General features: G+C 68.6%; 9 protein-coding genes. 3 read left to right on the top strand and 6 right to left on the bottom strand.

The genetic code is table 11. From position 1 onward, the window contains the following. Positions 1-201: 201 nt before the first annotated feature. The 3 genes from ACTHN1_RS09430 to ACTHN1_RS09420 form a co-directional block, all read right to left on the bottom strand. Positions 202-1,200: a polysaccharide deacetylase family protein gene (locus tag ACTHN1_RS09430; RefSeq protein WP_440470695.1), complete on the bottom strand. Its 999-nt coding sequence runs from the start codon at positions 1,198-1,200 to the stop codon at positions 202-204. A 76-nt stretch (positions 1,201-1,276) separates the two neighbouring features. Next, a complete protein-coding gene (locus tag ACTHN1_RS09425) occupies positions 1,277-2,113 on the bottom strand; it encodes an arylamine N-acetyltransferase family protein (protein ID WP_440470694.1) in 837 nt (278 codons plus the stop codon). Between the two features lie 144 nt (positions 2,114-2,257). Continuing rightward, on the bottom strand, positions 2,258-2,449 hold the full coding sequence (locus ACTHN1_RS09420; protein ID WP_440470693.1) for a hypothetical protein: 192 nt from the start codon (positions 2,447-2,449) through the stop codon (positions 2,258-2,260). Positions 2,450-2,709: 260 nt separating this feature from the next. Here ACTHN1_RS09420 and ACTHN1_RS09415 point away from each other — a divergent pair, with 260 nt between their 5' ends. After that, on the top strand, positions 2,710-5,820 hold the full coding sequence (locus tag ACTHN1_RS09415) for a discoidin domain-containing protein (RefSeq protein ID WP_440470692.1): 3,111 nt from the start codon (positions 2,710-2,712) through the stop codon (positions 5,818-5,820). Between the two features lie 89 nt (positions 5,821-5,909). On the opposite strand, the gene ACTHN1_RS09410 is transcribed toward ACTHN1_RS09415, so the two are convergent. Continuing rightward, the gene (locus ACTHN1_RS09410) at positions 5,910-7,109 is read right to left on the bottom strand and encodes a serine hydrolase domain-containing protein (RefSeq protein WP_440470691.1); all 1,200 of its coding nucleotides are present in this window, start codon (positions 7,107-7,109) and stop codon (positions 5,910-5,912) included. A 128-nt stretch (positions 7,110-7,237) separates the two neighbouring features. Between ACTHN1_RS09410 and ACTHN1_RS09405 the strand changes: the two genes are divergently transcribed. Beyond that, on the top strand, positions 7,238-8,344 hold the full coding sequence (locus ACTHN1_RS09405) for a DNA glycosylase AlkZ-like family protein (RefSeq protein WP_440470690.1): 1,107 nt from the start codon (positions 7,238-7,240) through the stop codon (positions 8,342-8,344). Positions 8,345-8,419: 75 nt separating this feature from the next. Here the strand turns inward: ACTHN1_RS09405 and ACTHN1_RS09400 are convergent, their stop codons facing one another. Then, on the bottom strand, positions 8,420-9,436 hold the full coding sequence (locus ACTHN1_RS09400) for a hypothetical protein (protein ID WP_440470689.1): 1,017 nt from the start codon (positions 9,434-9,436) through the stop codon (positions 8,420-8,422). Between the two features lie 327 nt (positions 9,437-9,763). Between ACTHN1_RS09400 and ACTHN1_RS09395 the strand changes: the two genes are divergently transcribed. Then, complete coding sequence (locus tag ACTHN1_RS09395; protein WP_440470688.1) at positions 9,764-10,537, top strand: hypothetical protein; 774 nt, start codon at positions 9,764-9,766, stop codon at positions 10,535-10,537. A gap of 242 nt (positions 10,538-10,779) precedes the next feature. Here the strand turns inward: ACTHN1_RS09395 and aceE are convergent, their stop codons facing one another. Further along, complete coding sequence (gene aceE, locus ACTHN1_RS09390) at positions 10,780-13,473, bottom strand: pyruvate dehydrogenase (acetyl-transferring), homodimeric type (protein ID WP_440470687.1); 2,694 nt, start codon at positions 13,471-13,473, stop codon at positions 10,780-10,782. Positions 13,474-13,586 lie beyond the last annotated feature (113 nt).

Genomic DNA, 13,586 nt, shown 5'->3' with positions numbered 1-13,586 from the left:
GGCACGAAGCCTGCTTGTTTCCGGGCGTGGGGATGGAATGGAGAGGTGCGGGACGCAGGGAGCAGCAAGGGCTGGCGCGATCCCGTTGGGGAACGGGGACGTGATGTCCGGCAAGCGCCGGATGACAGGGGGCCAGCCTGATCGGAGCACGGCCGTACAGGGGCGGCCGTGGCTCCGCGCGAACAGCGGTGGAACGCGCGCCTATTCGCCTTCGACGCCGGCCAGGTCCAGCACCCATTTCGGCACCAGCGGTTCGCCCGCGTAGAACTCCTTCGGTTTCTTCTCGGCCATCGCCCAGCGGTGCAGCCAGCTGGGCCCGAAACGGCCGTCGTAGCCTTCCTCGCCACGCGCATAGGCGGGATCGCGCATGGCTTCCTCCAGACTCACGAACCGGTAGCCGCGCCGGCGCGCGCCGTCGATCAGATCGGCGAAGGCGACGGCGTTGAGTTCGTTGGCGTGCATCAGCCACACCTGCGGCAAGGCGTAGCCCAGCAGCGAATGCGACTGCCGCTCGTAGTAGTCGAGCTTGTTGAGCATGTACGGCACGTAGCCCTTGCGCAGGCGTTCGAGCGTGGCGTCGCGATTCGAGCTGGCGGCCTGCGCCACCACGTTGGCGTAGGCGAAGGCCCAGACCCATTCGCCGTTGTCGACGGTGACCGGGGCGATGCGGTAGCCGTGCGCGGCCAGGAAATCCGTCAGCGCGGCGCGATCCTCCGGCGTGCGGCCGGCACGCAGATACGGATGCCGGAACCAGCGCGGCGCGGCGCCACGCTCGGCCAGCAGCGGACGCAGTACGCGTTCGCCTTTCAGGATCCCGGCCTCGTAGGCCGGCAGGCCCACCTCGTGCAGATCCACATGGCCGTAGGTGTGGTTGCCCAGTTCGTAACCGGCATCGCGCCAGTCACGCAGCATCCGCACGCGCTCCGGCTGCACCACGCCGTCCACTTCCAGCTTGCCCTCGTTGACGAATCCCACCACCGGCACGTCCGCCCGGCGCAGTTGCGCCATCAGGCGCGCGTGCCAGTCGGGCAATCCCGCCACCGGCGTCTCGCCGAGGCGCTGCCACGGCAGATCGTCGATGGTCACTGCGATGCGGCGCTGCGATGCCGTTTCGCCCGCCGCCTGTGCATGGGATTCGGCGATCGGGGCCAGGCAGGCCCACAGGACGAACAGGGAACAACACAGGCGGAACACGCGCATGGACACCGCTCGCGAGGAAGGATGGCGCCGAGCTTATCCCGCGCGGGTCGATGCCGCCTGTGCCGGGCGCGATGCCTCACGCCATCGCGGTCGCCGGCGCCAGCAGGCGCTCGATGGCCGCATGCAGGCCCGGTTGCGCCGGCACCCGCAATCCGAATTCGTGGCGCAGCACCCGCAGCACCGCGTCCACGTCGGCCAGTGCATGGCGCTCGCTGTCCGCACCCATGCGATGGATCGCGAAGCTGCCGCCCTTGAGGGTCTTGCGCCAACCGGGACCGGTGCGCGCCACCCGCAATTGGTCCCGGAACGGCGAATCCGGGTGGGTGGACACGTACCAGTTGGCCACCACGTAGTCGATGTCCGCCTGACGCTGCAGATCGAAGACATACAGCGGGCGCCATTCGCCGGCCACCCGCGCGCGCAGGGTGTACTGGCCGTCCGCCTGTTCCAGTCGATACGACTCGTGCGGCGTGGCCTGCGCGTCGGCGCTGGCCCGCCGCAGCGGCGCGGTCGGCACCATGCCGCCGAAGCCGACGTCGGCGATCCACGATTCGCCGTCGATTTCGACCAGCACCAGCATATGGGTGCGCGCGGGCACCGCGTCGACGGCGCCTTCCATCAATACGCGGCCGGTCAGCCCGCGCGCGTCGAAACCCAGTTGCTGCAGCAGGGCCAGGAACATCCGGTTGAGTTCGAAGCAGTAGCCGCCGCGGCCCTCGAACAGCAGCTTGCGTTCCAGCGCCGGCAGATCCAGCGGCACCGGCATGCGCAGCAGGGTGGACAGGGTCTCGAACGGGAACTCGGCGGTATGCCGCGACTGGAGATCGCGCAGCGTGTCCAGGGTGGGCGGCGGCGCGGCCGCGTAGCCGAGGCGTTGCAGGTAGGGGTAGGCGTGCTGCAGGGTCGGAAGCATGGGGGCGGCAGCGAAGTGGGGGCGCGCAACGATGCGCCCTCAAGCGCGCTTGAGGTCAAGCGCGCTCCGGCGGCCGCGCCGATTCGCGGCCGCCCCGCCCGCCGGTCCGGATCCGTCCCGGCGTTTCAGTCCGCGGCGCCCGCGCTACCGCGCCTGCCGGAATCGCCAGCCGTAGTTGTTGCCTGGCAGGACCGGCAGGGTGTCGCGATAGGCGCGCATGCGTTCCTCATTGGTCGGGGCCGTTGGAACCGCATGGCGCGCGGGGTGCTGCAGGGAAAGGAACGCCAGCGGCCCCAGGGTGGCCCGCATGGCGCGGATGAAGTCCGAATCGTTCATGGCGCACCTGCCTCGATGTCGTGGCGACGGCGCACCCGGTGCGGGCGGCGAAGGAACCGCCCGCAGGCCGGTGCTTCGATCGGTACAACGCGGCGGCGATCCGCGAGCGGCCAGCCCAGGGCGGAACCCGGCCGGGCTCCGCCCGCGACGCCCGCCTGCCGCCGATGCCGCAGCGCAACTCGCATGTAAACGTTTACATCTCTAGTATCCGGGCCATCCGCGGATTCCCGCGGCCTCCCTGCCATGTTCGAGGGCTCGCGATGTCCGGTTCCACCGTTTCCCGCCGCACCCGCCTCACCCACCGCCACGGACTGGCCCTGACCGCCCTGCTCTGGCTGCCACTGGCGCAGGCCCAGCCGGCGCCGCAGCCGCTGCCGCCACGCGGCGAATGGAAGGCCAGCAGCTCCTCCACGGCGAACCCCGCCATGGCGCCGTCGATGGGCATCGACGGCAATCCCAAAAGCTACTGGGGCGGTCCGTTCTCGGCCGGCCACTGGTACCAGGTGGACCTGGGCCGCACCAGTCCGGTGGGCGGCGTGCTCATCCAGTGGGAAGGCGGCTTCGCCACCCATTACCTGATCCGCTACTCCAATGACGGCCGGCAATGGCAGGACGCGGTGCGGGTGACCGGCGGCAAGGGCGGTATCGAATACGTGATGTTCCCGGCGGTGCGGGCGCGCTACCTGCGGCTGGTCGCGCCGGATCGCACCGCCGACTGGGGCGTGTCGGTGGGTGAATTCGAACCGGTCGCGCAGGCGCCGCGCCTGCGCGGCGTGATGGGCGCGGGCGATACCGATGCGCTGTGGATCGGTGGTGCGGCGCGCGTGCTGGACAAGCGCAGGCCGCTGGACATCGAATTGCCGCGGCCGCTGCCGCTGGCCGGCCTGGAAGTCACCTGGAAGACCCCGCCCGGTCGCGCGCGGCTGGAAGCGCGTGGCGCCGATGGCCGCTGGACGCTGCTTGCGGAGGAGCCGGTTGTCGAAGGCGCATCCTCCTTCCTCGCCGCGCCCGAGGTGCACGAGGCCACCGCGCTGCGGCTGGTGACCGAAGGCGGCGACGGTGCGATCGTGGATCGACTGGAGCTGCTGGGTCCCAAGCGGCTGATGACGCCGCTGCGCCGCTACGAGATCGCCGCTTCGCGCCGCCATCGCGATCTGTTCCCCTCGTCGCTGCACCAGCAGCAGGTGTACTGGACCGCGGTCGGCATTCCCGCCGGCCGGCAGAAGTCGGTGTTCGACGAGTACGGCAACCTGGAAGCGTTCAAGGGCGCGCCGCTGGTGCAGCCGGTGTGGCGCGATCGCGGCGGACGCGCGTCGGCGGCCTTCAACGCCGAACTGCGCCACAGCCTGCGCGAGGGCTGGATGCCGATGCCGGCGGTGGAATGGTCGCCACAACCGGGATTGTCGCTGCGCAGCGAGGCCCTCGCGGTGGAACGGGACGGCGCTCCGGTCACCCTGGTCCGCTATCGCCTGCGCAACACCGGCGACCAGCCGGTGGACGGGCAGTTGGCACTGCTGACGCGACCGATGCAGATCAGCCCGCCCTGGCAGAACGGCGGCCTGTCGCCGCTGCATGACATCGCGGTGGAAAACGGCGCGGTGCGGGTGAACGGGCGGCGGTTGTTCCAGGCGCTCACGCCGCCCTCGGCCGCGGGCGTGGCCGCGTTCGGCCCCCACGGAGAAGGCGAAATCACCCGCCACGCCGCCGACGGCGATGTTCCCGCGCGGCACACGGTCGAAGACCCGGACGGGCTGGCCGCGGCGATCCAGCAGTACCCGGTGAAGCTGCAGCCGGGCGAGCATCGCGATGTGGTCATCGCGTTCGCGCTCGGCAACGCGCGCATCGACACCCAGGCCCGGCAATGGGCCGACGCGCCCGCGCTGGATACGGCGACACTGACACCGGGCGGTGACGCGGGCGCCGCCTTCGACGCGCTGGCCGATGCCCTCGCGCAGCAGTGGCAATCGCGACTGGGGCGGATCGGCCTGAGCCTGCCGGATGCCTCGCTGGTGGACATGCTGCGCGCGCAGGCGGCGTACATGCTGATCAACCAGAGCGGCCACGCCATGCAACCGGGCCCGCGCAACTACAACCGTTCCTTCATCCGCGACGGCGCGGCGACCGCGGCGATCCTGCTGCGCATGGGCATGAGCGAAACCGCGCGCGACTATCTGCACTGGTACGCCGGCCATGCGGTGCATCCCAATGGCCTGGTCTCGCCGATCCTCAACGACGACGGCTCGGTGAACACCGGATTCGGCTCGGATCTGGAGCATGACAGCCAAGGCCAGTTCATCTGGCTGGTCGCGGAGATCGCGCGCCTGGACGGCGGCGCCGCCAGCGTCCGCGACTACCAGGACGAAGTGAAGCGCGCGTTGCGCTTCCTGCAGGAACTGCGCGAGCGCACGATGGTGCCCGGCTACCAGGCCGGTCGCGAGGCGCCGGAGCGCTTCCACGGCATCATCGCGCCCTCGATCAGCCACGAAGGCTATCCGGTGCCGACCCACAGCTACTGGGACGACTACTGGGCGTTGAAGGGCTGGCACGACGGCGCCTGGCTGGCCGAACAATGGGGCGACCGGGAAACGGCGACCTGGGCGCGCGCGCAGTACGCCGCGCTGCGCGATTCGATGTCGGCGTCGATGCGCGCGACAATGAAGTGGAAAGGCATCGACTACATTCCGGCATCCGCCGATCTGGGCGACAGCGATCCCACCAGCGTCTCGATAGGCCTGGATCCCACCGGCCAGCAGGATCTGATGCCGGCCGACGCCCTCGCCCGCACCTTCGCCCGCTATCTGGCCGACGTGCGCAAGCGCACGCCCGACGCGCTGTATGCCTATACGCCGTACGAGATGCGCAACGTGCTGACCTACGTGCACCTGGGACAGCCGGCCGAAGCCAACGAACTGCTGCGGGATCTGGTGCGCCATCGCCGGCCCGCCGAATGGCAGGTGATCGCCGAGGTCGTCTATTCGGATCTGCGCCACGCGATCTATCTCGGCGACATGCCGCATACCTGGATCGGCGCGGAGTACGCGCGATCCATCTTCGGCATGCTGATGTACGAGGCCGATGATCACCTGTCGCTGCTGCCCGGCACGCCGCCGGAGTGGGTGGCCGGGGATGGCCTGTCGATCGACGGCCTGCCCACCGCCCACGGCACGCTGAAGCTGCGCGCGCGCCGTCAAGGCGACCAGCTGCGGGTCTCGCTGGGCGAGGGCCTGCGCGCGGATGTGCCCGTCACGGTCGCCTGGCCCGGACGCATCGCGCCGAAGCAGGTGACCGTCGATGGCCGCCAGGTGCGCGACTTCGATGCCAAAGGCGTTCGCCTGCCGCGCCCGTTCAAGGAACTGGTGGCGCAGTGGTGACAGCTCCGCTTGGAGCCCAGGGAAAAACGGGACCGGCCGGTCCCGTTTCCCCTTGCCTCCGCCCGCGCCATGGTGGAGCGGGCTTCGTGCTACGGCGCGGCCAGACGTTCCTCGACGGCTGAAAATGCCGAACGCCCGCCGGCCCGCGCTTCCGGCACGCCGGTCGCGAAGTAGACCACGCCCGTGCCGCCGGCCGGATCGACCCACAGGCCGGACAGCAGGCCGTAGGCCGACCCGGAATGACCGACGCGGGCGACACCATCGCCGAACGGATCGTCATGGCATCCGTTGGCCGGCGTCGCGAGGGTCTGCACCGCCAGGCCATAGCGGCAGAAGAAGCCACGCCCGCCCTGCCCGCTCTCGTCTTCCTCGGACGTCAGTCCGTTGCCGGGCGCGTAGGTCCATTGCGGCGCGACCAAGGTCCGCACCGAGGCCGGTTGCAGCAGGCGCACGCCGTCCAGTTCGCCCTGGCCCAGCAGCAGGCGGCCGATTTTCGCCAGCCCGTTCGCGGAGATCCGCAGGCCCCCCTGCGGCGAGAACAGCGCGCCGTTGTCGCCGGCCCGCCATCGCGCGAGATCGCAACTTCCATCGGCGGCGGGCACCACCGGACATGCCGGACGACGTCCATGATGGTCGTCGCGCACCGGTTGGCGCGCCTGGTCATACAACACCACCGCGCGCGCGGCGGTCGCATCGTCGCAGCTGGCCCAGTTGAAGCAGCCATCGATGGCCAGCGGTTGCAACACCAATCGCTGCATCAACCGGTCGAAGCGCTCGCCGGTCGCCTTCTCCATCACCGCCGCGATCAACGGAAAGTCCAGATTGGCGTAGCGGAAGAAGGTGCCCGGCGCGTGTGCCGGATCCCAGGCATGTGGATCGGCCAGCACGTCCTGCAACAGCCCGCCCAACGGCACCTGGTAGTAGCCCGCCGCGTCGGTCAGCCCGGCACGGTGCGAAAGCAGCAGGCGCAGGGTGATCGGCGTGTCGGGAAAGGCCGGGTTGCGCAGCTTCCATCCCAGCCAGCGCGATACGTCGGCATCCAGATCCAGTTGTCCCGCCTCCACCAGCCGCATCACGCCCAGCGCGGTGACCAGCTTGGAAATCGAGGCGACGCGCACCGGATCGTCCGCCGTCACCGCGCGCCCGGCGGCGATGTCGGCCAGGCCCTCGGCACGGGTGGAGGTGATGCCGTCACGATCGAAGGCGACGCGCACCGTCGCGATGGGCTCGTTGGCATGCAGCGGCATCGTGGCAAGCAACAGCGCAAGCAGGTACCCGGTACGCACCATCCATTCTCTCCCGTGGAATCGCGCGGAACATGTGGGCGCGTCGTAGGGCGCCCGCCGCGCGGGTGGTCGAAGCGTACTCCATCCCCTCCGGGCAGACGACCGCCGTGGCGGATGTTCTAATCCACTCCATGCCCGCTCCGCCCATCCTCGACGATCTGCGCCGCTACGCGGTGGCGCGCACCCTGTTCAGACCGACCACGCTGTTGTCCGCGATCCGGCGCCTGGGTTTCGTGCAGGCCGATCCTATCCGCGCGCCCGCGCGGGCGCAGGACCTGACCCTGCGCCATCGGGTGAAGGATTACCGCGCCGGCGATCTCGAACGCCGCTACGCGCGACTGCCGGTCGAAGAGGACTGCCTGGTCAATTACGGCTTCCTGCCGCGCGAGCATCTGGCGTTGATGCACCCGCGCGTTTCCTCGCGTCCCTGGGACGCATCGACCCGCCGCAAGGCCGCCGAGGTGCTGGCCTTCGTGCGGGCGCGTGGCGCCGTGCATCCGCGCGAGGTCGATCAGGCATTCGCGCATGGCCGGGTGACCAACTACTGGGGAGGCACCAGCAACGCCAGCACCCATCTTCTCGACGGCATGCACTATCGCGGCATGCTGCGCGTGCAGCGGCGTGACAGCGGTACCCGCATCTATGCCGCCGCCGACCATCCCGATGCGGACGACAGCGAAGCGACGCGCCTCCAGCGGGCCGCCACGCTGCTCGATCTGGTCGTGAGCAAGTACGCGCCCCTGCCTTCGGCCAGCCTGACCTATCTGGCGCGTCTGCTGGGCTACGGCGCGCCCCATCTCGCGCCGCAGATCCAGATCGCGCTGCGGCAAGCGCGGGCCCGGCTGGCGAACGCCACGATCGACGGCACCGCCTGGTACTGGCCGGCCGAAGAGAATCCGCGTTCGCGACGCTTCCGGACCGACGAACAGGTCCGCCTGCTGGCCCCGTTCGATCCGGTCGCCTGGGATCGTCGCCGCTTTGAGCTGCTGTGGGGCTGGGCCTACAAATTCGAGGCCTATACACCGGCGGCCAAACGTCGTTTCGGCTACTACGCGCTGCCATTGCTGTGGCGTGACCAGGTCATCGGCTGGGCCAATGTCACCGCCAAGGACGGCCGGCTGCAGCCAAGCTTTGGTTACGCGGGCCGCTCGCCGGCGAAAGACCCGGTGTTCCGCAATGCGCTCGAGGACGAGCTGGACCGCATGACCCGGTTTCTCGCCGGACACGACGCGGCTTGAGCCATGCGCGGATCGCCGATGTCACCGGACGCGGACGGAACCCGCGTGCGTCGAGCGACTTGATGGGGCGGCGCCTTACTTGAGGCACGCGCCCAGCTGGTTTTCCGCGTACCACAGCGCGCGCCGGGCCTGGTCATAGGCGGTGTCGCCACGTCGCGGCAGCATCTGCTTGGCCATGACCGGATCCGCGCCGTGGGCCAGGGCGTACTCGACCTGTTCCAGCTCGGTCAGGTGGGTGCGGACGGTGGCCATGAGCTTCTGCATCTTCACGGCGTCACAGGAAGCGGCACGCTTCTGCAAGGCTTCCATCGCGGTGCGGATGCGGCGGCTGCCTTCTCCCGACAGCCCCGGCACCTTCTCGTGCGCGATGGGCGCGGCCTTGTAGGCGTTGCCGGTCTCTTCGCGCCCCAGGTCCGAGGCCTGTTCATAGGCCTGTGGCTTGAAGCCCACGTCCGGCGGCGGCCGCGCGCGCACCGTCTGCCTTTCTTCGCCGAAGATTTTCTTGCCGATCGCCGCCAGGCCATCGCCCAGCTTGCGCGCGGCCTGCTGGCCGAGGGTGCCGTCGCTGGCCCAGGTTCCACCGAACGGACCGTCGTCGGGATCCACTTCGATCGGATTGGGCGGATACAGCAGTTCCCGGGCGCGCTTGAGTTCGCGTTCGTTCGGCAACCCTGGCGGATTGGCGGGCGGCTCCGCACTTGCCAGAGGATCGACCCGTGCCTGCGGCGGCAACCTCGCCCGACCGGTATCGCGATCGTAGAGACGATCGACGATGCGGTTCTCTAGCGGAACGGCGGGCGGGGGGCGACGAACATCCCGGGGGAGCATTTCTCCCCGAGTGGTCGCGCGCGGCGGCGTGGACACGTCCGGGGACCGTGTGGCTTCTCGCGGACGGCGCGCGTCCTCGGGCGGGGGCATGGACGGCGACCAGCGCGGCCGTTCCAGATAGGTCACCCGCAGTGCGTCGTCATGCTGCGCCGCGGGCAGCATCGGGCCCCGGAGCAGCAGTTTTCCCATCAGCAGCAGGATGGCGGTGGCGGTGGCCGCGGCGATGATGCGTGAGGCGGATTCATCGGGGTAAGTGAATCTCACGCGATCTGCTGCCTTCGGGGCGATGGGAGGTATCCGCGTCAACCTGCGGACAGGATGCCGGTTGACCGATGTTGCCTGTACAAGTTCCCATCGTTGAAGTCCCGCGCCGGCTCCGGCACGCCGACGTTCCATTGCTATTCATGCGGATCATTCAGGAATCGATGTTTGTTTTTCGTTCAAGGCTCGATGGGCGTCGCGATCACACCCATCTGTGCACGGTATGCCGGAAACGCATCGGCGTGGCGGACGCGACCGGGCACCGGCGTATCATCGTCAGCCAACCGCGCAGGAAGAACGAGTCCCTGCGCCCGGCAAGAGAATGTCCCCATGCCCCTGATTTTCCTGCGCCGCGCGATGGCCTGCGCGTTGCCGCTCTGCGCCGGCGTTGCCGGCGCCTCATCATCGGACGACACGCGGTCGCTCGATGACCTGCTCACGCAGGCTACCAGCGTGACGGTCCGCCAGGGCACCAGCGCGGACGAAGCGGCGCACAGTGGCCGCCTGCGGCAATACGCCAATGGCGAAAGCCTGTTGTTCCAGGGCGATGGCGAGGATGCCGCGGATGCGCCGGTCATGTTGATGCTGTGCGAACGCTCCGCGTACTTCAACACCGTTGGCGGCCTGCCGGTGGGCGAGTCGTTGTCCGGCGAATCGCTGAAAGCGGTCCGCGTCGGCCAATACCTGGCCTTGATCGGTGGCGTGGCGACGATGCAGGGCGCCGCCGGCCCTACATTCAGACCGCCAGTGGAGGGCGAGGTGGTCGACACGACCGTTGAAACCGAATGGGCTTACGGCAAGGAGCAATTCAGTCTCGTCGCCAGGCGCCAGGCAGACGGGAGCGCGCACCTGCGCATGCTCAAGCTCGGCAACCGGATCACCGTGCCGGAGACGGGCCCCGACGACATGTTCAGCACCGACGAGGATCGCGCCGCACGCCTGGCCGAACTGGAGCCGGTGGGCACGTGGCGCGAGTTGATCATTTCAGTGGAAGCGCGCGCGGCGGAAATCCCGGCGGAGATGTCCCTGGAGGGCTGGGTCGGCGATGACGGTCGGGTGATGGCCACGGTGGGAGAGGCGCGCAAGGCCTGCGGGGCGCGCTGATCAACGGGCCGCGCGTCATGAAAGACGTGGCTCGAAACCGCCGCAGGTTCTGTTGAAGTACTTTCGGGGTTGCCGCCGAGCCGCCCCCTGTTTGTCGAAGCTGGCAACGATCCGAAGGGTGATCACGAAGTTCCAGACTGCCACGCAGGGTGGCACGTCACCGGTGCCTGGATCGGCGCGGCACGGACAAAGAAAAAGGCGGCCAGACAGGCCGCCTTTTCCGGTAACGCCGTGCTTTCGGATCAGACGCCGAGCGGGTTGGCCTTCTCCACGTCGATCTTGTACTGCTTGATCGCGCGGGCGACGTCCTTGCCGGTCATCTTGCCTTCCTTCGCCAGCGCGGCGATGGCGGCGTGGGCGATGTAGTAGCGATCGACCTCGAAGAAGCGGCGCAGGTTGGCGCGGGTGTCGCTGCGGCCGAAGCCGTCGGTGCCCAGCACGGTGTACTGCGTCGGCACGAACGCGCGGATCTGGTCGGCATAGCCACGCACGTAGTCGGTGGCGGCGATGGCCGGACCCTGGCGGCCTTCCAGCTGCTCGGTCACGTACGCCTTGCGCGGCGACTTGGCTTCCGGGTTCAGGCGGTTCCAGCGCTCGGCGTCGAAACCGTCGCGGCGCAGCTCGTTGAAACTGGGGCAGGACCAGATGTCGGCGGTGACGCCGAAATCCTTGTCCAGCAGTTCCGCCGCCGCGATCGCCTCGCGCAGGATGGTGCCGCTGCCGAGCAGTTGCACGCGCAGCTCGCCCTTCTTCGGCTTGCCCGCGTCCTTGAGCAGGTACATGCCCTTGATGATGCCGTCGGCCGCGCCTTCCGGCATGTCCGGATGGACGTAGTTTTCGTTCATCAGGGTGATGTAGTAGTACTCGTCGACCTGCTCCTGCATCATCCGCTGCACGCCGTGCTGCAGGATCACCGCCACTTCGTAGCCGAAGGTCGGGTCGTAGCTGCGGCAGTTCGGGATCGCGCCGGCCAACAGGTGGCTGTGGCCGTCCTCGTGCTGCAGGCCTTCACCGTTCAGGGTGGTGCGGCCGGCGGTGCCGCCGAGCAGGAAGCCGCGGGTGCGCATGTCCGCCGCCTGCCAGGCGAGGTCGCCCACGCGCTGGAAGCCGAACATCGAGTAGTAGATGTAGAACGGCAGCATCGGCACGTTGCTGACCGAGTAGCTGGTGCCGGCGGCCATCCACGACGCGATCGCGCCGGGCTCGCTGATGCCCTGCTGCAGCACCTGGCCGCTCTGATCCTCGCGGTAGTACATCAGCTGGTCGGCGTCGACCGGCTTGTACTTCTGGCCGAACGGCGCGTAGATGCCGATCTGGCGGAACATGCCCTCCATGCCGAAGGTGCGCGCCTCGTCGGCCACGATCGGCACGATGCGCGGGCCGATCTGCTTGTCGCGCAGGGTGATGTTCAGCGCCTGCACGAAGGCCATGGTGGTGGAGATCTCGCGCTCGCCGGTGGACTTGAGCAGGCGCTCGTAGGTCTCCAGCCTGGGCGCTTCGAACGACTCGGCGGCCTTGCGGCGGCGCTGCGGCAGGTAGCCGCCCAGGGACGCGCGGCGTTCCTTCAGGTACTGCACTTCCGGCGAATCCTCGCCGGGGTGGTAGAACGGGATCTGCGAGGCTTCTTCCAGCTGCTTGTCGGTGATCGGGATGTTGAAGCGATCCCGGAAGGTGCGGATGGCGTCGTCGTCCAGCTTCTTGGTCTGGTGGGTCGGGTTGAGCGACTCGCCCGCCGAACCCATGCCGTAACCCTTGACCGTCTTGGCCAGGATCACCGTCGGCATGCCCTGGGTGTTCACCGCTTCGTGGAAGGCCGCGTAGACCTTGTGCGGATCGTGGCCGCCACGGTTCAGGCGCCAGATGTCGTCGTCGGAGAGGTTGGCGACCATCGCCGCGGTCTCCGGATACTTGCCGAAGAAATTCGCGCGCGTGTAGGCGCCACCGAAGGCCTTGCAGTTCTGGTACTCGCCGTCGACGGTTTCCATCATCAGCTTCTTCAGCACGCCGTCGGTGTCGCGCGCCAGGAGCGGATCCCAGTAGCTGCCCCACAGCAGCTTGATCACGTTCCAGCCGCCGCCGCGGAACACGCCTTCCAGTTCCTGGATGATCTTGCCGTTGCCGCGCACCGGACCGTCCAGGCGCTGCAGGTTGCAGTTGACGACGAAGATCAGGTTGTCCAGGCCTTCGCGGCCGGCCAGCGCGATCGCGCCCAGGGTTTCCGGCTCGTCCGACTCGCCGTCGCCGATGAAGCACCACACCTTGCGGTCGGACTTCTCGATCAGGCCGCGGTGCTCCAGGTACTTCATGAACTGCGCCTGGTAGATCGCCGCCAGCGGGCCCAGGCCCATCGACACGGTCGGGGTCTGCCAGAAATCCGGCATCAGCCAGGGATGCGGATACGAGGAAATGCCCTGGCCATCGACTTCCATGCGGAAGTTGTCGAGCTGCGCCTCGTTGATGCGGCCTTCCAGGAACGCGCGCGAATAGATGCCCGGCGAGCTGTGGCCCTGGATGAACAGCAGGTCGCCCGGATGCTTGTCGCTGGGCGCGCGCCAGAAGTGGGTGAAGCCGACGTCGTACAGGGTGGCACCGGAAGCGAAGCTGGCGATGTGGCCGCCAAGATCACCGGGCTTGCGATTGGCGCGCACGACCATGGCCATCGCGTTCCAGCGGATGATGGAACGGATGCGCCATTCCATCGCCGCGTCGCCGGGCGACTTGGCCTCGTTCTGCGGCGCGATCGTGTTGACGTATTCGGTGGTGGGCGAGAACGGCAGGTAGGCGCCGGCGCGGCGCGTCACTTCCACCATGCCTTCCAGCAGCTGATGTGCACGCAGGGCGCCGTTCTTCTCGATCACCGCCTGCATCGAATCGATCCACTCGCGGGTTTCCAACGGGTCCGGATCGCTCTGCAACATCTCGTTCAACCAGTTCATTACCACTCCCAATCTGTCGCGCGGGACCGCGCGGACGTTGTCGTTTTCAGGACTTTGAAGTGTAGCGCACCGCCCCAGCCCCGATCTGGCTACGCGGGCGTATGGATTCGTGA

Origin of the sequence: Pseudoxanthomonas sp. (assembly GCF_051953815.1) — a bacterium.
GTDB lineage: Bacteria > Pseudomonadota > Gammaproteobacteria > Xanthomonadales > Xanthomonadaceae > Pseudoxanthomonas_A.
The sequence above is the reverse complement of the archived record's forward strand: the minus strand, read 5'-3'. Positions and strand labels throughout refer to the sequence as shown.